Source organism: Acidithiobacillus caldus ATCC 51756 (assembly GCF_000175575.2).
GTDB lineage: Bacteria > Pseudomonadota > Gammaproteobacteria > Acidithiobacillales > Acidithiobacillaceae > Acidithiobacillus_A > Acidithiobacillus_A caldus.
The window spans coordinates 2196353-2215332 of record NZ_CP005986.1; the positions used below are offsets into that span (position 1 = coordinate 2196353).

Consider the following 18980-nt stretch of genomic DNA (forward strand, 5'->3'; position numbering starts at 1 on the left):
GAGTCACTCCAGCCTTGCCGCGCAGGCGGCACGCAGTTCATCCACCGACACCGTTGCCGCACCGAGCTTGCCGACGACGATTCCGGCGGCGCGATTGGCAAGGTCCACAGCCGGCTCCAAGGGCCAGCCAGCGGCCAGGGCCGTGGCCAATGTCGCGATGACCGTGTCGCCAGCACCGGTGACGTCAAAGACCTCCCGCGCCCGGGCGGGGTGGTGGGTGGGGCCGGCAGCGGTAAACAGGGTCATCCCCTCTTCGCCACGGGTTACCAAAAGCGCGTCCAGGTCAAGGCTGCGCCGCAGCTGCTCGCCGCGCGCCAGGAAATCCTGCTCGTCCTGCCACGGTCCCACCACGGCCATGAACTCCGACCGGTTGGGTGTCAACAGGGTAGCCCCACGGTAGGGCGCATAGTCCCGTCCCTTGGGATCCACCAGCACCGGCAGTCCCCGACTGCGCCCCCGTCGGATCCAGTCACCCACCGGCGCCAGACTGCCCTTGCCGTAATCCGAGAGCAGCAGGGCTCCGCAGCCCTCCAGCAGTGCGTCGGCGCGTGCGAGCAACGCGGTGGCAGCATGGGTGACCAGCCTGTTCTCGAAATCCATACGCAAAAGCTGCTGCTGGTGGCCGATGACCCGGAGCTTGACGGTGGTGGTGAGTGCCGGGTCACGCAGCAGATCGGTTTCCACACCCGCCCGGTGCAGGAGCTCGGCCAGACGCTGGGCCGCTTCATCTTCGCCCACGGCGGCCAGCAGGCGCGCCACGGCCCCCAGTGCACCGACGTTGACCGCCACGTTGGCAGCCCCGCCCGGTCGGGCCTCCTCCCTATGCACCTGGACCACGGGTACCGGAGCCTCGGGGGAAATGCGCTCGACCTTGCCAAACCAGTAGCGGTCGAGCATGACGTCGCCCACCACCGCCACGGGGCGGGGCGCGAAACCGTCCAGGGAGAGCGGATCAGGGGCGACCAATGGCATGATAGCTGAACCCCTCGCGGCGCAGGCTATTGGGATCGTAGAGGTTGCGCCCGTCGACGATGATGGGTCGCCGCAGCCGGCGCCGGATATCGGCAAAATCGGGGCTACGGAAGATTTGCCACTCCGTGCAGATGACCAGCGCGTCGGCCTCATCGCAGGCTTCGTACGGATCGGCACAGAGGGTCAAATCGGCGCGCTCACCGTAGAGCCGCCGCGCCTCGGCCATGGCCGCCGGATCGTAGGCACGGACCTGCGCCCCTCGAGCCCAGAGCCCCTCCATCAAGACGCGACTGGGAGCCTCGCGCATGTCGTCCGTATTGGGTTTGAAAGCGAGACCCCAGATAGCGATGCGTGCCCCCGCAAGGGCATCCTTGCCCAGCGCCTCCTGGAGTTTTTGCTCCAGAATCCGTTTTTGGCGGTTGTTGACGGTCTCGACGGCAGCGATGAGGGGTACGGCAAAACCCACATTCCGGGCGGTATGCTCCAGGGCCCGCACGTCCTTGGGGAAACAGGATCCGCCATAACCGCAGCCGGGATAAATGAAGTCGTAGCCGATGCGTGGGTCGGCCCCGATGCCGATGCGTACCGCCTCGATATCCGCCCCCAGACGCTCCGCCAGACCCGCAAGCTCGTTCATGAGGGAGATCTTGGTGGCGAGCATGACATTGGCCGCGTATTTGGTCAGCTCTGCCGAAGGTGCGTCCATCAGAATCAGACGGTTGTGGTTGCGATTGAAGGGCGCATACAGGCTGCGCATGCGCTCGGCGACTTCGGGATCGTCCGTGCCGACGATGATCCGGTCCGGCTTCATGAAGTCGGCCACGGCAGCTCCTTCCTTGAGAAACTCCGGGTTGGACACCACCGGTATGGAAAGCTCCAGACCGCGCTCGCGCAAACGCGCGTGGATGCGCTCTCGGACCAGCGCCGCGGTCCCCACGGGCACCGTGGACTTGTTGATGACGATGCGTTTGTCCGAGAGGTGCTGGCCAATGGCGTCGGCTACGGCCAACACGTGCCGCAGATCCGCCGAACCGTCTTCCTCGGGCGGCGTGCCGACGGCAATGAAGAGGAACTCACCGTGGGCCACACCCGCTGCGATGTCGGTGCTGAAGGCGAGACGTCCGCCGCGCAGTCCCTCGGCAACGATCTCCGGCAGGTCCGGCTCATGGATCGGTACCTGACCCTGCTGCAGATGCGCCACTTTCTGGGCATCCACATCGATGCACAGGACCCGATTGCCCACCTGTGCCAGGCAAGCGCCGGTCACCAGGCCAACATAGCCCGTGCCAATCACCGTCACGCGCATCTATCCTCCTCCCTCACCATGGCTAAACCCCCTCCCGAGGCGGATCCCGATCTTCAATGACGACCGTGGCCAGGGCGTAGGCCCGTTCGTCGCTGATGCTGAGCCAGACCCCGGGACGTCTGGCCAACGCGCGCAGGCGCTGTTGGGCAGCCCCGGCAAACTGCAGTTCGGGCCGGCCGAGGGAGTCGTGCACGACCTTCAGATCGACCCAGCGGATCCCCGCCCGCAAACCCGTACCCAGGGCCTTGAGCGCTGCCTCCTTGGCGGCAAAGCGACGGGCCAGGAAAGCGGCGACGCCCGGCCCCGGCGGTAGCTCGCCAAGTTCCGTCGCCGCCAGCAGTCGCTGCTGCAGACGCTCACCGTAGCGCTCGTGGAGTGCCGCCATGCGGGCCACCGCGATGAGGTCACAGCCGAGGCCGACGATCACCCGCGGGCCTCGCGCAGGAGCCGCTTCATTTCGGCCACCGCCGGCCCAAGGCCAACGAAGAGCGCGTGGGCAACGATGGCGTGACCGATGTTGAGCTCCCGGACCTCGGGAATGGCCGCCACCGCTTGCACATTGGGATAATCCAGACCGTGCCCGGCATGCACCCGCAGACCCAGTCCCGCCGCATGCTGTGCCGCTTCGCGGAGCTTGGCCAGCTCGTCGCGCTGCTGGGCACGCGTGCACGCATTGGCATAGGGGCCCGTGTGCAACTCCACCACCGGCGCACCCACTTCCGCCGCCGCCTCTAGCTGGCGCCGCTCGGGATCGACGAAAAGCGACACCCGCACGCCGACCGCCGCCAGACGCGCACAGGCAAGGCCGATGCGTTCGCGGCCCTGACAGACGTCCAGCCCGCCCTCCGTGGTCAACTCGGCACGCCGCTCCGGTACCAGACAACAATCGCTGGGCTGCAGCTCCTCGGCAAGGCCGAGGATATCCTCGCTGACGGCCATCTCCAGATTGAGACGGGTGCGCAGGCACTGGCGCAACAGGCGGATGTCGCGCTCTTGCATGTGCCGCCGATCCTCGCGCAGATGGGCGGTGATGGCGTCGGCACCGAAACGTTCCGCTACAAAAGCGGCCTCCAGGGGATCGGGATAGATCGTGCCGCGCGCCTGCCTCAGCGTTGCCACGTGGTCGATATTGACGCCCAGCGCTACCATGTTTGTCTCCCCGAATCCTTTTGCCGCCGTAAGTATGCCGCAAGGAGCCGACGACTCTCCAGTGGGCGTCCGTCCAGGAGCTCGTCGATCTGGGCCCGCAGATAGCGCCGCAGGGGGTCCTGAATGGAGGATACTGGCGCTTGTATCATGCTGCCGCTCAACCACTGGATCATGGCATCCGTAAGGATCAGACCCCCAGGCTCGGCGTGGAGCGGACAGCGCGGGGCCGCCCCAGGGCCTTGGCTCCAGGCATCCGAGCCTAGCTTCCAGGCCGTGCCGCAGACGGTACAGTACGGCAGGTCCGCCGCCCAGCCCAGCGCCCGAAGCAGTCGTTGCTCGAAGCGGCGCAAATGCCAGGTCGCCCGCGCACCCGCCCACAGGTCCTCCAGCACCTCGGCATAGGCCGCGAAAAGTTCCGGTACGGGGTCGTTGCGTACCGTGAGTCGCAGCACCAGTTCGTTGACGTAAAAAAGGCAGAGCCCCTGCCAGGGACCGGGCAGGCGCGCCGGAGCCACTTCGTCGGCACTCACCAGGGTCGGTAGTTCGCCCCGGCCACGCCAGCGCAGCACAAAGGGGCGCCCAGCTTCGAGACCGCCCAGGGCCGAACGCGGTCTGCGCGCGCCGCGCGCCAAGAGACCCAGACGCCCGTGACCAGCGGTGATTACCTCCAGCACCAGGCTGCTGTCGGAAAAGGGGTAACGATGCAGGACAAAAGCGTGGTCTTCGCCCTCAGTCTCCATAACCCAGCTCATGGAGCAGGCTGCGATCGTCGTCCCAGTCCTCCTTTTCCTTGACCCAGAGACCCAGCCACACCCGACTGCCCGTCAACTCCTCGATGGCCTGGCGCGCGCGGCTGCCGATCTGCTTGAGACGCTGACCGCCCTCACCGACGAGGATGGCCTTCTGTCCCGGGCGACGGCAGTAGATGGTCGCCTCGATCTCGTGGCGATCGTCCTCGGTGACGGTGTAGCGTTCGATGGCGACGGCGGTATCGTAGGGAACTTCGGCGCCCAGTTGCCGAAAGATCTGCTCCCGGACAAACTCCGCCGCAAGAAAACGCAGGGGACGATCCGTCAGCGTATCGGCGGCAAAGCGCGGCGGTCCCGGCGGCAGGTGCGGCAGGATACGTCCGGCAAGCCGCTCTGCATCCTGGGCACGGCGGGCGCTGAGGGGCAGGATTTCGAGGAATGGGGCACGCCGGCCGAGCTCTGCCAGATAGGGGAGCAGGCGGGCCTTGCCGCGCACCCGATCTACCTTGTTCACCACCGCAAGCAGTGGGATGGAGCGCTGCTCCAGCCAGCGCAAGGCCTCGGCATCGGCCGCCGTCCACAGCAGTGCCTCCACCACCAGAATTCCCAGATCGGCACCGTCCAGCGCCGCACGGGTGGCACGCAGCAGGTGGCGGTTGAGCCGTCGATAACCGCGGTGCACTCCAGGCGTATCGAGAAAAAGTATCTGCGCCTGTCCGCGCGTCCAGACTCCCAGTATCTGATCCCGGGTCGTCTGTGGCCGCGGCGCGGTGATACTGATTTTCTGGCCGATGAGGTGATTGAGGAGGGTCGATTTGCCGACATTGGGACGGCCCACCAGGGCTACCGCGCCACAGCGCGCGACGGTGTCGTCAGCCGGCATGCCGCTGCTGACCTGCGGGCGACTTCTGCAATTGCTCCAGCATCTGCTGCGCGGCCTGTTGTTCAGCCTTGCGGCGGCTGCCGGCCTCGGCGTCGGTGGCGGGCACCCCCTGAACGCTGCACCGCGCGACAAAGCGGCGTTCGTGCGCCTGGCCTTTTTCTTCCACCAGACTGTAGCTCGGCAAGGGCTTACCCTGACCCTGAAGAAATTCTTGCAGCCGCGTCTTGGGGTCGCGCAGTTCCTCGTCGCCCAAGGCCTCGGTCATCAGGGGGACGATGAGCTGACGCACGATCCCCTGGGCGGCGGCAAAGCCTCCGTCCAGGTAGGCCGCACCGATGATCGCCTCCAAGGCATCGGCGCGGATGGAGTCGCGCCGCGCGCCCCCGGAACGCAGCTCCCCCGGTCCGAGAATGAGGGAATCGGCCAGCGCGATCTCGCCCGCCACCTGGGCCAGGGTCTCCTCCCGCACCAAACGCGCCCGCATGCGCGACAGGTTGCCCTCACTGACCTTGGGGAAACGGGCGTAGAGCTCCGCCGCCACCACAAAATTCAGGGCCGCATCGCCCAGAAACTCCAGACGTTCGTTGTGCTGGGCGCCGGCGCTGCGGTGGGTGAGGGCCTGGCGCAGGAGTACCTCGTCCTGAAACACATAACCGATGGCCTGTTGCAATCGTTCCAATGATTTCATGAAAAGATTATAAACCGAAATGTGCGCCAGCGAGAGTGGTCTATCCCCCGGCCAGGACCTCAAGCTCGGGTATCGAAGTGAATGAGCAGGCTCACATTGGCAAAAAGCGGCACTTCACGCTCATAGTCGACCCGGATCTGCACCGGTCCGGAGCTACCGTTGCGGCTGATGAAGATATCCTGCTGTGGGATTTCGATCATGGCCACGGCCAGGCGATCGTTGAGGTCGCGCCGAACTCGATCCAGGGATTCCTCGGGCGTGGTCGCCTGCACCTGTTGCTGGACGATATGCTGGAGAGACAAATTCTCGTAGTAGACGGGCATGACCTTGACGATCAGCGCGACGACCATGGCCAGGATCACGATCCAGAAAATGACCCCGATGAGGGACATCCCGCCCTCGCGCGACACGATCACCTGCTTACCGTACCCTCTCTTCATACCGTCCTCTTTGCAGCCCCGAGATGCCAATTAGGTCAATACCGGCACTTTGCAAGCGGGCCGCTCAGTTGTGCGGACCGTCCAGGGCCCGCCCGATCTGATTCCAGCGTATGGACCAGTTTTCACTGTCCCAGGAAAACCAGACGAACATGGCCTTGCCGACGATGTTGGCACGCGGTACGCAGCCCCAGAAGCGGCTATCGTTACTGTTGTCGCGGTCATCCCCCATCATGAAATAGCAATTGGGCGGTACCTTGTAGGGACCGAAATCCATATGCGCTTCTGGCGTATCGAATTCGATGATGTGGAAGGTGTGGCCGCCGATGGTCTGGGCATATTCCTTGGTGGGAATGACCATGCCGCGATCGCCCTGCCCTTCGGGACGGTAGGCAAAGGGGCCGATGTATTTCTGCGGCACGAGCTTGCCATTGATATACAGATCGTTGCCTTTGACCTCGATGGTATCACCGGGCAGGCCAATGACGCGCTTGATGTAATCGATGCGCGGATTTTTGGGATAACGGAATACCATGATGTCGCCGGCTTGCACCGGCCCGCCGTGGGTCAGTTCCGTGTGGATCAGCGGTAAGCGTAGACCATAGGCAAACTTGTTGACGAGCAGAAAATCGCCCACCCGGATGGTGGGGATCATCGAACCCGAGGGCACCTGAAAGGGCTCGAAGAGAAAGGCACGGATCAAAAACACCACGAGCAGCACGGGAAAGAAGCTGCGGGCGTATTCCACCACCACCGACTCTTTCGTGTTCGGTGCGCGACGGGCGCGGAAGAATACGATATCCAACAGCCAGACGAGTCCGGTGAGCACCACAGCCAGAAACAAACCCAGCGTAAAATCCATGCCTTATCCTCTTTCCTCATGCCCAATCCGCAAGGACCGATGGGCGCTCAACGTTTATCGCTCTGAAGGATGGCCAAGAAAGCCTCCTGCGGGATCTCCACGTGCCCCACCTGTTTCATCCGTTTCTTGCCTTCTTTCTGTTTTTCCAAAAGCTTGCGTTTGCGGGTGATGTCGCCGCCGTAGCATTTGGCCAAGACGTTCTTGCGCAGCGCCTTGACCGTTTCGCGGGCGATGATCTTGGCGCCTATGGCCGCCTGTATGGCCACTTCGAACATCTGCCGGGGAATGAGTTCCTTGAGCCTGCCCACCAACTCACGCCCACGGCGCTCGGCAAAGTCGCGGTGGACGATCCAGGAGAGGGCGTCCAGCTTTTCGCCATTGATGAGGACGTCCATCTTGACCAGGGGGCCACTTTCGAAGCGGGCGAACTCATAGTCCATGGAAGCATAGCCACGGCTAACGGATTTGAGACGGTCAAAAAAATCCAGGACGACCTCGTTCAGGGGCAACTCGTAACTGACCATGACCTGACCACCCGTGAACTGCAGATTCTTTTGCCGCCCACGACGCTCCTCACAAAGGGTGATCACCGGGCCAAGGTAAGCCTCGGGCGTGAGAATATTGGCAAGAATGACGGGCTCGCGGATATCGTGTATGCGATTGGGCACTGGCAGATCGGCGGGATTGGAGATGTGCAGGACACTGCCATCGGTGGTCTCTACCTCGTACACCACGGTGGGTGCCGTGCTGATGAGTTCCAGGCCGTACTCCCGCTCCAGGCGCTCCTGCACGATTTCCATGTGCAGCAGGCCCAGAAAGCCGCAGCGAAAACCAAACCCCAGGGCCTGGGAGGTCTCAGGTTCGAACTGCAGCGCCGAATCGTTGAGCCGCAGCTTTTGCAGTGCCTCGCGAAAACTCTCGTAATCGCTGGAGTCCACCGGGTAGAGACCGGTGAAGACCTGCGGCTGCACCTGGCGAAAGCCGGGCAAGGGCTGCGCCGCCGGCCGGCTGGCGTCCGTGAGCGTATCCCCCACCCGCGCGCCATCGATGCTGCGCACTCCAGCGATGACAAAGCCGACCGCTCCGGTCTCCAGTTCCGGAACGATCAAGGCCTTGGGCGTGAAGACTCCCACCTTCTCCACCACATAGTCCTTCTGTCCCGCCATGGTCCGAATCTTCTGTCCGGCGCGCAGGCTGCCGTTGACCACCCGTACCAGTACTACCGTACCCACGTAATTGTCGAACCAGGAGTCGATGATGAGGGCCTGCAGCGGGGCATCGCGCTCCCCCCGCGGTGGCGGAATCTGCCGCACCACCTGCTCGAGGATTTCGCGGATACCGATACCCTCCTTGGCGCTGGCCAGAATGGCATCGGCGGCCGGGAGACCGACGATCTCCTCGATTTCCCGCCGCACCCGCTCGGGATCTGCGGCGGGCAGATCGATCTTGTTGAGCACCGGGATGATCTCCAGATCGTGCTCCATGGCCGTGTAGCAATTGGCCACACTTTGCGCCTCCACACCCTGAGAGGCATCCACCACCAGCAGCGCGCCCTCGCAGGCGGCGAGGGAGCGGCTGACCTCGTAGGAAAAGTCCACGTGACCCGGAGTGTCGATGAGGTTGAAGGCGTAGAGCTTGCCATCGTCGGCCCGGTAGTTCAGGCGTACGCTCTGAGCCTTGATGGTGATGCCCCGCTCCCGCTCGATATCCATGCTGTCGAGCACCTGCTGCGACATTTCGCGATCGCTCAAGGCACCGCACAGGCGAATGAACTGATCCGCCAGGGTGGACTTGCCGTGATCCACGTGGGCGATGATGGAGAAGTTACGGATGAGGGACTGTTCGCTCATGGACCAGATTCAGCTTCCAAAATCAGGGCAGGACGGCGGACCGACAATAGCGCCACATCCTAACAGAAAAAGGGCCGGCAACAAGAAAAAGGGGCGGGCCTTGCCGGCCAGCCCCCCGCACCTTGCTCCCCGCCCTTAGCGCGGCAGAGTCAGCACGACGTAGAAGTTCCCCTGGGCCCGATGCAGGAGCACCGGGATGGGCTGCCCCGCGGGCAGGCTTGCGACGATCTTCTGCAGGTCCGCCACCGAGGTCACGGGCTGCTGGGCCACCTGCAGGATCACGTCCCCCGGCCGCACACCGGCCTGGCCCGCCGGGCCCTGCCCAACCCCCAGAACCAGCACACCGCTGTTCACGTCCAACTGCTGCCTGGCCGAGGCCGACAGGGGGCCTACCTTGATGTTCAAGCGCTTGATGTCGCCCTTCTGGCTCGGACTGGCAGGCTCCTGACCTTCTTCCTTGCCATTCATGTCCGAGGGCAGGCTCTCGATGGTGATGGGCAGGGTCATGGCCTTGCCGTCGCGGATGATCCCCACCTTGGCCTTGAAGCCGGCCGGCAGGGCACCCACCAGGGGCGGCAGCTGCGCCGAGTTGTACACGGGCTGACCGTCAAAGGAGACGATCACATCCCCGGGCTTGATCCCGGCCTTGGCCGCAGGACCGTTGGGCACCACCTGCGACACCAGGGCGCCCATGGGTTCCTTCATGTGGAAGGATTTGGCCAGATCCATGCTCACATCCTGGATCATCACCCCAAGCCAGCCAAAATGCACCTTCTGACCCAGTTTCAGCTGCTTGACGGCATCCATGGCGACGTTGATGGGGATGGAGAAGGACAGCCCCATGTAGCCGCCACTGTTGGTGTAGATCTGGTCGTTGATACCCACTACTTGGCCACGCATGTTGAAAAGCGGCCCACCCGAATTGCCCGGATTGATGGGCACGTCCGTCTGGATGAAGGGGATGTAGGGGTCGTCGGGGAGGGGCCGGGAGGTGGCACTCACCACGCCCTGGGTTACGCTATTCTCGAAACCGAAGGGCGCCCCCACGGCCAGCACCCACTGACCCACCTCCAGTTTACTGGAGTCGCCGATCTGCACGGTGGGAAGATTCTTGGCATCGATCTTCAGGAGGGCCACATCGATGCGGGTGGACAGACCCACCAGTTTCGCCTCGTACTGCTGGTGATTGGTGAGGCTGACGATGATCTTCTGCGCGCCCTTGACCACATGCGCCGCGGTGACGATATAGCCATCGGGACTGACGATGAAGCCGGAGCCCAGGGACTGTACCTGATATTTGTCCTCAGGCCCTCCGCCAGGTCCCTGGGGCCCGAAGAAGGGAGCAAAGAACTGATTCAGGGGCGAATTGGGCGGAAAGGGCGACCCAGCGTTGCGGGCTACCTTGGTCTCCGTGGTGCTGATATTGACCACGGCCGGTCCGTATTGGCGGACGATGGGAGTAAAATCGGGGAGGTTGACCAAGGTCGAGGTATTGGCCGCATCGGCATAGACCGGCGACAAGGCACCAATACCCAGACTCAGAACCACCGCAACGGCAACCAGCGGGCTCTTCAGGCCCGCAAAACGCTCTCTCCGCACAAAGCCTCCCTAACATCTCCTGGTTGATCGATACCGCGGTGACACCTGCCCTCCCAGGCGCCCGCGCAGGCCAGGCGCGAACGCGCCTGCCCCTTGTCTACGGATGACTACTCTAAAGCACTGAGAACGAAAACACCATCAGGGTTGACCGGCGGGAGCCCAAAGGTCCGGACTGGCAATGCCGGCACCACGCTCATAGCGGGTGGGAAGAAGTCTGCCCCCGAAGGATGCCGGATCGTAGCCGGCGTAACCCAGGGCGGCATTGGGGAAAGCGCGCCCGCTTGGCACCCAGATCCGACGGATATCGCGCTGGATGAGCAAATCGGCGCGACTGTCCGGCTCCACCGTGGTCACGAAACGCACTGGTCGCAGGGCAAAAACCGTCTTGCCGCCGTTATCCATGGCCACTGCCTGCGTGGCACTCGCCCCACGGGACGAACTCGCCATCTGACTGGTGGGGACATGTCCCCGCCCGGGCAGGAAGCTCAGGAGCGACACCGCCAGCACGACCACCGCCGCTGCCGCCGAGGCCTTGAACCAAGGACCATTGGCGGGACGGCGCCGGCTTTCCAGTGCCCCTTCCTCCGTCTCCAGGGCGATGGCCGCCCGCACCCGGGCGGCAAAATCCGCTGGTGCCGGCCGCTGGCCAGAGCGCCCCTGCTGAAGGAGAAAACTCACCCGATGCTGCCGCTCCCAAGCCTCGGCCAAGGCGGCTTCGCGCTCCAGCCGTTGCGCCATGCGCTCCGCCTCCAGCCCCTGCAGCTCCCCTGCCATGAACGCCATCAAGGCTTTCTGCGACTCATCGTTCATGATCACTCTGCTCCAACAAGGGCGCCAACACCTTGGCAATGGCTTCGCGCGCCCGAAAAATCCGCGACCGCACCGTACCCACCGGACACTCCATCACCTGCGCTATCTCGTCGTAACTGAGTCCCTCAAACTCGCGCAGGGTCACCGCAATGCGCAGATCCTCCGGCAAGGCCGTCAGCGCTGCGTCGATATGCTGGGCGATCTCCTTGGTCAGCAGGAGACCTTCCGGGGTATCGTACTCCCTTAGTCCATCGGCACTGGCAAATTGTTCCGCATCCTCGGTCTCGACGTCGGCGATGGACACCTGCCGACCCTGGGCGACCAGGTGGTTCTTGGCGGTGTTGACGGCGATACGATAAAGCCAGGTATAAAAGGCGCTGTCGCCACGAAAGTTCTTGAGCGCCCGGTAGGCCTTGACGAAAGCTTCCTGGGCTACGTCCTCGGCTTCCTCGGGGTTGCGCACAAAACGTCCGACCAGGGCGAGCACCCGATGCTGGTATTTACGCACCAGGAGATCGAAGGCCGCCTTTTCGCCCTTCTGGACCCGCCGCACGAGGACCAGGTCGCTCTGCGCACCGGCATCCTGTCCCACCGATTCGCCGCGTCCTGTCTTCTCTGTCATTCGGCCTATCCTTCTGCACTGCACACGTCCGCGCTGGCCGGGTGGCAAATCCTGCGGCCTTCTTCACCTGTTTGTGCAGGGCATCGTATCATGAGGAATACGCCATCGCGCAATCGCCCCACGGCCAAGGAAGCCATGCCCTCTTTCGATTTTCTCATCATCGGCGCCGGCGCCGCCGGACTGCGCGCAGCGCTCGGGCTTGCGCCACTGGGCCGGGTGGCCGTCCTCAGCAAGGGTGAGGCAACGGACTCTGCCAGCGACTGGGCCCAGGGCGGCATTGCCGCGGTAACGGACTTCGTCCGAGACAGCATCGCCGCCCACGTTGCCGACACCCTTGCCGCCGGTGGTGGTCTATGCCATCCGGAGCGGGTCGAGGCGATCGTTGCGGCGGGACCCGCGGTAATCGAAGAGCTTGCCGGGTGGGGAGTGCCCTTCGACCGCGAACACGGCAGCTGGCAACTGACCCGGGAGGGTGGCCACGGCACGCGGCGCGTGCTGCACGTTGCCGACCACACCGGTGCCGCCATTACCCGAACCCTGCTGGCCCAGGTATATCGCGAGAACCAGATACGGATCTTCCCGCACACCATGGCCCTGGATCTCATCCGGGACGACGAGCGTTGCCTGGGCGCCTGGGTCCTGGATGCCCAGGGTCGGATCAAGGCCTTTACCGCGCGCGCGGTGGTCCTCGCCAGCGGGGGTGCCGGCCAGGTCTACCAGCACAGCAGTAGCCCCAGGGGGGCCAACGGCGACGGCCTAGCCATGGCCTGGCGCGCTGGAGCGGCGCTGGCCAACCTCGAGTTCATCCAGTTCCATCCCACGACGCTCTACGACCCGGGTCAGCCCGCGTTCCTGCTCTCGGAGGCACTGCGAGGTGAGGGCGCCAGACTGCGTCTGCCGGGCGGCGAGGCCTTTCTGGAAAAGTACGACGAGCGCGCCGAACTGGCTCCACGGGACGTGGTGGCGCGCGCCATGGCCATGGAAATGCGCCAGCGCGGTATCCAACACCTCTGCCTGGATATTCACGAACAGGACTGCGAGCGGATCCGCCGGCACTTTCCCGGCATCTACGCCCATTGCCAGAAGCGCGGCTACGATCTTTGCCGGGAAGCCGTACCGGTCGTGCCGGCGGCACACTACACCTGCGGAGGCATCGTCACCGACCCCTCGGGCCAGACCACCCTGCCCGGTCTGTATGCCGCCGGTGAAGCGGCCTGGACGGGCCTGCACGGTGCCAATCGCCTGGCCAGCAACTCCCTCCTGGAATGCCTGGTCACCGCCCGCGCCATCGCCACCCACCTGGCTGGCCTCGCGACCCTGCCCGCGGCCGCCAGCGTGGTGCCGGCAAAACCCGATATCCTGCCAGCGCTACCCGCCGACGTCGCGCACGAACGCGGACGGGCCCTACAGCACCTCATGTGGACACAGGTAGGGATCTTGCGCCGCCAGGCAGAACTGCAGCGGGCCATGGAGCAGCTCACCCAGTGGCTTGAGGAAGACGCCCTCGCCGCCACCGGGATCGCCGTGGAGATCACCCACAACGCCTTTCGCAATCGCTTGCAGTGCGCATGGCTCATGACCCGCGGCGCCCTCGCGCGGCATGAATCGCGCGGCTGCCACTACGATGCCGATCACCCCAATCCGCACCAGCCCCCGGAGGATCTCATCCAGTGCCTGGGGTCGGCGCAGCCCGAGCGTCGTCCCATCGGCGCCGCAGATGCAGACGCCAGCGTCGCCAGGACTCTGCCGTCGGCGGCATCGGGGACAACACGGTGAGTCTCGTACCATCCTCACGCTGCAAGGGCAGCACCAGGAGCCTTGGCGCAAGGAGCATGCCCGACCGCAGGGCGACACCGCAGGAGCGACCGTCCGCGTAGTGCAGCCGGAGTGTTCCTGCCGAGTCCAGGGACAGGCCGCAAGGCAAGCTCTCCACCTGCGCCCGACGCCAGGGGCAGAGCAACGCACTCACTACGGCTACCAACGCGAGGCAGAGCAGGCCCCAGCGCCAGTGGTGAACGAGGGTCAGGGTGGCCGACAGGGCAACCAACACACAAGGTAGGGCCAATAAGGCCAACTGCTGGGTAGGGGAACCCAACTCCAGCCAGCCTAGACTTGGGTCGACGGTCCCCGCGGCGCTATCATCCCGCCGTACACTCATCCCCAAGGAGCACCCCCATGACCCATTCGTCCTTCCTGGCACCGCTTTCCGAGGAACTGGGCATCCTCCATTGCCATGGAGCCGACGCGGAGAAATTCCTGCAAGGGCAATTCTCCAACGATTTGACGAGCCTGCCCAGCCCCGGCGGTCAGTGGAGCAGCTACAGCACCGCCAAAGGCCGGATGATTGCCAACTTCTATCTGCTCCGCGACGACGATGGCTTCTGGCTCCTGCTGTCCCGGGATCTGACGGAAACGGTGGCAGAACGGCTGCGCAAGTTTCGTCTGATGGCCAAGGTGGACATCGAGGACGCCGGCACCACGCACGCGCTCTTGGCCCTCTGGGGCGCGGGCGCTACAGAAGTACTGGGCAACCCCGGCGGCGAGGATGTCCCGGCCACGCCACACGCGGTGAGTGTGCGCAACGGCGCCAGGATAGTGCGCTTGCCTTGGCCCGAACCCTCCTTTCTGATCCTTGCCAGCGGTGACGATATCGCATCCTGGGGTGAGCAGCTGCGCGCTCGCGGAGCGCACGAGGCGACGGGGGCAGACTGGCGTCTGGGCAGCATCCGCGCCGGTATTGCCTTCATCAACGCCGCCACCACCGAGCAGGTGATCCCCCAGGAACTCAATCTCGAAGTCCTGGGTGGTATCAGCTTCACCAAAGGCTGTTATCCCGGCCAAGAGATCGTGGCACGCTCCCATTACCTGGGGCGTCTCAAGAATCAGTGCTATCGCCTACGCGCCCACGCGCCGCTCGCGCCCGGACGTGCCATCTTCAGCGCCGCCATGGGAGAGCAGAGCATCGGCCTCGTGATTCAGGCGGCCGCCGTGGGTGACGGCAGTTTCGAGGCCCTGGCGGTAGTGCGTGCCGAAGACGCCGAGCACAGCACCCTGGGTTTGGAAGCACAGGGGCAGGTCCCCCTGGAAAAGCTGGAACTTCCCTACAGCCTGCCCTTGCAGAAGGCAGCGGAGGCCAACTGATGTGGGGACTCCTGGTGGGCGTCGTGAGCTACTTTCCGGCGGCCTGGTACGGCCACCGCTTCCTGGAAGGGCAAGGCATGGAACCGGGCTTTATGCGCAAGCTCAGTGTCTTTCTCTTCGCCAGCATCGTCTCCACGGCTCTGGGCTATGGGGTTTCCCTCGTCACCAGCAGCCCGGCGCACCGACGCGCAGAAGCCGGCCTCCAGCGCCAGACCCTGCAGCTTTTAGGCAGCGCCGCACGCTGCACCCAGAATCCTGGCCTGCCCCAATGCTCCCAGGACCGGGCCGAAGCCGAGCAGCTACTGGGCAAGATCCTGGGAGGCGCACCTGCTAAGTCGCACTGAGCTCCGCCGCAGTCCGAAAACTGGCAAAGTGGCGCAGACGACCATCGGGCCGGGCGATGAGTTCGGCATAGGTCCCGGCCTCCACCACCTGGCCACCGTCCAGGATCAGGATCTGGTCCATGTCCTTCAGGCCCAGCAGCCGATGGGTGATGTAGATGACGGTGCGTCCTTTCATCAAGGCCTTGAGGGCGTCAAGGAAGTGCGCCTCGGTGATGGCATCCAGGCCTTCCGTGGGCTCATCCAGCAGCAGAATGGGACTATCCTTGAGGAAAGCACGGGCGATGGCCACGCGCCGAGCCTGACCTCCGGACAGATTGACCCCCCCCTCGCCGACGATATTGTCGAGCCCCTGGGGAAGGCTGCGCACGAATTCGTCCAACTGCGCCGCCGCCAGCGCCGCCCAGAGCTCCTCCTCGTCCGCGTCGCCCTTGGCCAGCAACAGGTTGTCGCGGATGGTGCTGTGGAATAGGTAGCTGCGTTGCGACACGACGGCAAAGTAGCGACGCAGATCGTCGGCGGGAAAGTCGCGCAGTTCCACTCCACCCAGACGGGCCGACCCCCCCTGATAATCGTAGAAGCGCAGGAGCAGGTTGACGATACTGCTCTTGCCGGCACCAGTGGCACCGAGGATGGCCGTCCGGCTTCCCTCCGGTACCCGCAGGCTCAAGCCGCGCAGAGCATCGGTCTGAGCGTCAGGGTAGCGTAGGCGCAGGTCACGCATCTCGAGGTCGAGTCCAGCAGGCTGCGGCGCCGGCCCAGCAACGTCGGGAAAGGGTGCCGGCAGATCGGCGACGGCGAAGATACGTCGGGCGGCTGCTCGTGTCTGTCCCAGAAACTGGAAGGCCAGGGGCAGAGCCACGATGGCCTCGAAGGCGGCCATGGTACCCAGGGCAAACATCGGTAGCATGGCGCGGCCAATGCCATGCTGCACCAAGGGAATACCCAAGAGCAGGATCACCCACAGGGCCAGGTTGCCCATGAAACTCATGCCGGCGCTGCCGATTCCCGCGACTCCCGCCAGGTGCCCCTGCCGAGCGATGATCTGGGCATTCTTTTCCGCCAGCTCTCCCTGCAGGCGCGGTCCGGCATTGGCCACCAGCAGTTCTCCCATACCCTGAAGCGTATCGACGATCTGGACGCGCATCTCGGCCTGGATCTGCGTCATCTCTGCCCCTGCCCGCGCCCCCAGTCGCTCGCTGAGCACGGGCAGGCCAAGACCAGAAACCAACAGGAACAGCAGGAGCGCGAGACCCAGTTGCCAGGCGTAGAGGGCAAAGAAAGCCGCCATGATCAGGCTGGCGAGACCGGCCACGAGGAAAGGGGTAAAGACGCGCAGATAAAAATTGTTGAGGGTATCGATGTCGGCCACCAGCCGCGCCAGTAGGTCGCCAGAGCGCAGCCCACGCAGACCTGCCGGTGCCAGGGGCTCGAGGCGGGTATAGAACCAGGTACGCAACTGCGCCAGGAGGCGGAAAGTCGCCTCGTGCGTGACGATACGCTCCAGCCAGCGCGACAGGACGCGGATGGTGGCAAAGCCGCGCACCCCCGCTGCGGGCAGGAAAAAATTGTAGAGATTGAGGGTGGCATAGCCACCAAGGCCAGCCAGCGCCGCACTGGCCAGGAACCATCCCGACAGGGTCATGAGACCAAAGTTGGAGAGCATGGTCAGCAGGGCCAGCAGAGCGCCACCCAGCATCCACCAGCGATAGGGCGCGAACAGTTTGAGCAGACGCCAGAGATCCCTCATTGATCCCCCCGATAAGCGGCTACCAGCCGCGCATAGACGCCGCCGGCGGCAAGGAGCTCCTCATGCGTACCCGCTTCCACCACGCGACCGCCTTCCACCACCAAAATCCCGTCGGCCCGCTCCGCCGTCGCCAGACGATGGGCGATGACCACTGCCGTGCGCCCCCGGACCAAGCGCTGCAGGGCATCCAGAACCAGCGACTCACTTTCCATGTCGAGATTGGCGGTGGCCTCATCGAGGATGAGGAGTCGCGGGTCTTTCAGGAAAGCACGGGCCAGCGCCAGACGCTGAATCTGTCCGCCGGAAAGCCCTTGCCCGAGGTCACCGATATGGGTCGCAAGCCCCTCGGGCAAGGCCTGGATGAAATCCCAGGCGTGGGCAGCCTTGGCCGCCTCACGGAGTTCGCCGTCGCTGGCTTCGGGTCGCACGAGGCGCAGATTGTCGCCGATGGTGCCGTGAAAAAGGCGGGGATTCTGGGGAATCCAAGCGACGTGCTGCCACCAGGCCTCCCGCGGGATATCGGAAAGTGCAGCGGCAGCCTTCCCGTCCTCATCCTCCACCGTGATCTGCCCCTGCTGTGGCTGGATAAAGCCGAGGATGGCGGCGGCCAGGGTGCTCTTGCCCGCGCCGCTGGCACCGACGATGGCCGTGAAGCGCCCCGCCGGCAGGTGGGCGGACAGGCCTGCGAGCGCCACGCTGCCATCGGGATAGCGAAAATGCAGATCCGCAAGGCGCAGGCCAATGGCACCAGACAGGTGCAGGGCGGTGGCGCCGGACTCCGGCAAGGCGGGCCTGGGCGCATCGAGGATTTCGAAAATACGTTTGGCGGCGGCGATGGCGCTCATGCGGGCATGGTAATGCGTGGACAGGCCGCGCAGCGGATTGAAAAACTCCGGCGCCAGCAGCAGAACGAAGAAGGCCGCCAGAAAGGTCACGGAGGCGTGCACCTGCAGTAAGCGGGCACCCAGGGAGACGGCAACGAGGGCGATGGATAGGCTAGCAAAAAACTCCAGCACCGCCGAGGTTAGGAAGGCCACGCGCAAGCCGGCCATGGTGGTCTGCCGGTAGTCGTCGGAGATTCGGGCGACGATCTCGATCTCGTCCTTGGCCCGGCCGAAGATCTTCAGGGTGGTCAGTCCTTGGATCACATCGAGAAAGTGGGCGCTCATCAACAGCAGCTTGCGCCACTGGCGCTGGTTGATGGCCTCGGCCCGATAACCCACCAGCACCATGAAGAAGGGGACCAAAGGACCGGCAATGAGCAGGATCAGGCCGCTGATCCAGTCCACTGGAAAAACGAAGACGAGAATGGCCAGGGGCACCAGGCTGACCAGCGCCATCTGCGGCAGATACCGGGAAAAATAGGGCTCGAGGGCTTCCACCCCCTCGATGATGGTGCTGCTGATATCGCCGCTGCGCTCGCTGCCGAGGTCTACCGGACCTCGGGCCAGCAGGGCCGAAATCAGCTGCGCACGCAGATCCGTCTTGATCCGAGCGCTGGCGTGAAAGGCCACCACCTCCCCCGCCCAGGACAGGGCAGCGCGCAGAACGAAAAGGGCAAGCAGACCCCACAACCACGGCATCACGGCAGCAAGTTCGGCACCCTGGAAGGACACAGCATCGATGACGCGCGCCAGGATGCTCGCCTGAAGAATGATGAGCAGACCGGCGGCCAGTCCAAGGCCAATGGCAAAGTAGAGAACGCCCCGCGCAGAGCGCCCCTCCCGCATCAAGCGCTGATCCAGCCGTTCTGCTTTTGCCATGGGGGCTCCTATCTCCGACCGTGCCTTACCATACTACAATATGTGGCCAAGGACCGCC

General features: G+C 64.5%; 19 protein-coding genes. 3 read left to right on the forward strand and 16 right to left on the reverse strand.

The annotated features are described in order from the left end of the window. Window positions 1-3: 3 nt before the first annotated feature. From rfaE1 to rpoE, 13 genes are all read right to left on the reverse strand, one after another. Entirely contained in the window at window positions 4-972 is a 969-nt protein-coding gene (gene rfaE1, locus ACAty_RS10680; RefSeq protein ID WP_051620811.1) for a D-glycero-beta-D-manno-heptose-7-phosphate kinase, read from the reverse strand. Continuing rightward, window positions 953-2278: a UDP-glucose dehydrogenase family protein gene (locus ACAty_RS10685; protein ID WP_004868432.1), complete on the reverse strand. Its 1326-nt coding sequence runs from the start codon at window positions 2276-2278 to the stop codon at window positions 953-955. Before ACAty_RS10685 ends, rfaE1 begins: the two co-directional genes overlap by 20 nt. Window positions 2279-2300: 22 nt before the next feature. Then, on the reverse strand, window positions 2301-2705 hold the full coding sequence (gene acpS, locus ACAty_RS10690; protein ID WP_004868434.1) for a holo-ACP synthase: 405 nt from the start codon (window positions 2703-2705) through the stop codon (window positions 2301-2303). Next, entirely contained in the window at window positions 2702-3427 is a 726-nt protein-coding gene (gene pdxJ, locus ACAty_RS10695; RefSeq protein ID WP_004868436.1) for a pyridoxine 5'-phosphate synthase, read from the reverse strand. The genes acpS and pdxJ overlap by 4 nt, the downstream gene beginning before the upstream one ends. Further along, complete coding sequence (recO, locus tag ACAty_RS10700) at window positions 3421-4167, reverse strand: DNA repair protein RecO (RefSeq protein ID WP_004868438.1); 747 nt, start codon at window positions 4165-4167, stop codon at window positions 3421-3423. Before recO ends, pdxJ begins: the two co-directional genes overlap by 7 nt. After that, window positions 4157-5059: a GTPase Era gene (era, locus tag ACAty_RS10705; RefSeq protein ID WP_004868440.1), complete on the reverse strand. Its 903-nt coding sequence runs from the start codon at window positions 5057-5059 to the stop codon at window positions 4157-4159. The genes recO and era overlap by 11 nt, the downstream gene beginning before the upstream one ends. Beyond that, a complete protein-coding gene (gene rnc / locus ACAty_RS10710) occupies window positions 5049-5747 on the reverse strand; it encodes a ribonuclease III (RefSeq protein ID WP_004868443.1) in 699 nt (232 codons plus the stop codon). The genes era and rnc overlap by 11 nt, the downstream gene beginning before the upstream one ends. 59 nt (window positions 5748-5806) lie before the next feature. After that, complete coding sequence (locus ACAty_RS10715) at window positions 5807-6187, reverse strand: DUF4845 domain-containing protein (protein WP_051620813.1); 381 nt, start codon at window positions 6185-6187, stop codon at window positions 5807-5809. Between the two features lie 64 nt (window positions 6188-6251). Further along, window positions 6252-7046 carry a signal peptidase I gene (gene lepB, locus ACAty_RS10720; RefSeq protein ID WP_004868447.1) on the reverse strand — a complete coding sequence of 265 codons (795 nt, stop codon included), beginning with the start codon at window positions 7044-7046 and terminating at the stop codon, window positions 6252-6254. Between the two features lie 47 nt (window positions 7047-7093). Continuing rightward, window positions 7094-8896: a translation elongation factor 4 gene (gene lepA / locus ACAty_RS10725; RefSeq protein WP_004868449.1), complete on the reverse strand. Its 1803-nt coding sequence runs from the start codon at window positions 8894-8896 to the stop codon at window positions 7094-7096. Window positions 8897-9031: 135 nt separating this feature from the next. Continuing rightward, complete coding sequence (locus ACAty_RS10730; protein ID WP_004868450.1) at window positions 9032-10495, reverse strand: Do family serine endopeptidase; 1464 nt, start codon at window positions 10493-10495, stop codon at window positions 9032-9034. Between the two features lie 138 nt (window positions 10496-10633). Continuing rightward, complete coding sequence (locus tag ACAty_RS10735) at window positions 10634-11305, reverse strand: sigma-E factor negative regulatory protein (RefSeq protein ID WP_004868453.1); 672 nt, start codon at window positions 11303-11305, stop codon at window positions 10634-10636. After that, on the reverse strand, window positions 11295-11927 hold the full coding sequence (gene rpoE / locus ACAty_RS10740) for an RNA polymerase sigma factor RpoE (protein WP_004868455.1): 633 nt from the start codon (window positions 11925-11927) through the stop codon (window positions 11295-11297). Before rpoE ends, ACAty_RS10735 begins: the two co-directional genes overlap by 11 nt. 90 nt (window positions 11928-12017) lie before the next feature. On the opposite strand from rpoE, the gene nadB reads away from it, so the two are divergent. Further along, the gene (gene nadB / locus ACAty_RS10745; RefSeq protein ID WP_004868457.1) at window positions 12018-13703 is read left to right on the forward strand and encodes an L-aspartate oxidase; all 1686 of its coding nucleotides are present in this window, start codon (window positions 12018-12020) and stop codon (window positions 13701-13703) included. Here nadB and ACAty_RS15950 read toward each other — a convergent pair. Next, window positions 13591-14085, reverse strand: a complete 495-nt coding sequence (locus ACAty_RS15950; protein WP_153801835.1) for a hypothetical protein — start codon at window positions 14083-14085, stop codon at window positions 13591-13593. The genes nadB and ACAty_RS15950 overlap by 113 nt on opposite strands. Before the next feature lie 17 nt (window positions 14086-14102). Between ACAty_RS15950 and ygfZ the strand changes: the two genes are divergently transcribed. Together ygfZ and ACAty_RS10755 are read left to right on the forward strand one after the other, a co-directional pair. Beyond that, entirely contained in the window at window positions 14103-15068 is a 966-nt protein-coding gene (gene ygfZ, locus ACAty_RS10750) for a CAF17-like 4Fe-4S cluster assembly/insertion protein YgfZ (RefSeq protein WP_004868459.1), read from the forward strand. Beyond that, window positions 15068-15412, forward strand: a complete 345-nt coding sequence (locus ACAty_RS10755) for a hypothetical protein (protein WP_004868461.1) — start codon at window positions 15068-15070, stop codon at window positions 15410-15412. The genes ygfZ and ACAty_RS10755 overlap by 1 nt, the downstream gene beginning before the upstream one ends. Here ACAty_RS10755 and cydC read toward each other — a convergent pair. Beyond that, window positions 15399-17159 carry a thiol reductant ABC exporter subunit CydC gene (gene cydC, locus ACAty_RS10760; RefSeq protein WP_004868462.1) on the reverse strand — a complete coding sequence of 587 codons (1761 nt, stop codon included), beginning with the start codon at window positions 17157-17159 and terminating at the stop codon, window positions 15399-15401. The genes ACAty_RS10755 and cydC overlap by 14 nt on opposite strands. Further along, entirely contained in the window at window positions 17156-18922 is a 1767-nt protein-coding gene (gene cydD / locus ACAty_RS10765; protein ID WP_004868464.1) for a thiol reductant ABC exporter subunit CydD, read from the reverse strand. The genes cydC and cydD overlap by 4 nt, the downstream gene beginning before the upstream one ends. Between the last annotated feature and the right edge of the window lie 58 nt (window positions 18923-18980).

What these genes read in the sequence shown, in the direction of transcription:
- ygfZ (WP_004868459.1), top strand. Translation starts at nt 14,103, where the DNA reads ATGACCCATTCGTCCTTCCTGGCACCGCTTTCCGAGGAACTGGGCATC.
- lepB (WP_004868447.1), bottom strand. Translation starts at nt 7,046, where the DNA reads ATGGATTTTACGCTGGGTTTGTTTCTGGCTGTGGTGCTCACCGGACTC.
- era (WP_004868440.1), bottom strand. Translation starts at nt 5,059, where the DNA reads ATGCCGGCTGACGACACCGTCGCGCGCTGTGGCGCGGTAGCCCTGGTG.
- rfaE1 (WP_051620811.1), bottom strand. Translation starts at nt 972, where the DNA reads ATGCCATTGGTCGCCCCTGATCCGCTCTCCCTGGACGGTTTCGCGCCC.
- ACAty_RS10685 (WP_004868432.1), bottom strand. Translation starts at nt 2,278, where the DNA reads ATGCGCGTGACGGTGATTGGCACGGGCTATGTTGGCCTGGTGACCGGC.
- cydC (WP_004868462.1), bottom strand. Translation starts at nt 17,159, where the DNA reads ATGAGGGATCTCTGGCGTCTGCTCAAACTGTTCGCGCCCTATCGCTGG.
- rpoE (WP_004868455.1), bottom strand. Translation starts at nt 11,927, where the DNA reads ATGACAGAGAAGACAGGACGCGGCGAATCGGTGGGACAGGATGCCGGT.
- nadB (WP_004868457.1), top strand. Translation starts at nt 12,018, where the DNA reads ATGAGGAATACGCCATCGCGCAATCGCCCCACGGCCAAGGAAGCCATG.
- lepA (WP_004868449.1), bottom strand. Translation starts at nt 8,896, where the DNA reads ATGAGCGAACAGTCCCTCATCCGTAACTTCTCCATCATCGCCCACGTG.
- ACAty_RS10755 (WP_004868461.1), top strand. Translation starts at nt 15,068, where the DNA reads ATGTGGGGACTCCTGGTGGGCGTCGTGAGCTACTTTCCGGCGGCCTGG.
- pdxJ (WP_004868436.1), bottom strand. Translation starts at nt 3,427, where the DNA reads ATGGTAGCGCTGGGCGTCAATATCGACCACGTGGCAACGCTGAGGCAG.
- cydD (WP_004868464.1), bottom strand. Translation starts at nt 18,922, where the DNA reads ATGGCAAAAGCAGAACGGCTGGATCAGCGCTTGATGCGGGAGGGGCGC.
- ACAty_RS10715 (WP_051620813.1), bottom strand. Translation starts at nt 6,187, where the DNA reads ATGAAGAGAGGGTACGGTAAGCAGGTGATCGTGTCGCGCGAGGGCGGG.
- ACAty_RS10735 (WP_004868453.1), bottom strand. Translation starts at nt 11,305, where the DNA reads ATGAACGATGAGTCGCAGAAAGCCTTGATGGCGTTCATGGCAGGGGAG.
- rnc (WP_004868443.1), bottom strand. Translation starts at nt 5,747, where the DNA reads ATGAAATCATTGGAACGATTGCAACAGGCCATCGGTTATGTGTTTCAG.
- ACAty_RS15950 (WP_153801835.1), bottom strand. Translation starts at nt 14,085, where the DNA reads ATGAGTGTACGGCGGGATGATAGCGCCGCGGGGACCGTCGACCCAAGT.
- recO (WP_004868438.1), bottom strand. Translation starts at nt 4,167, where the DNA reads ATGGAGACTGAGGGCGAAGACCACGCTTTTGTCCTGCATCGTTACCCC.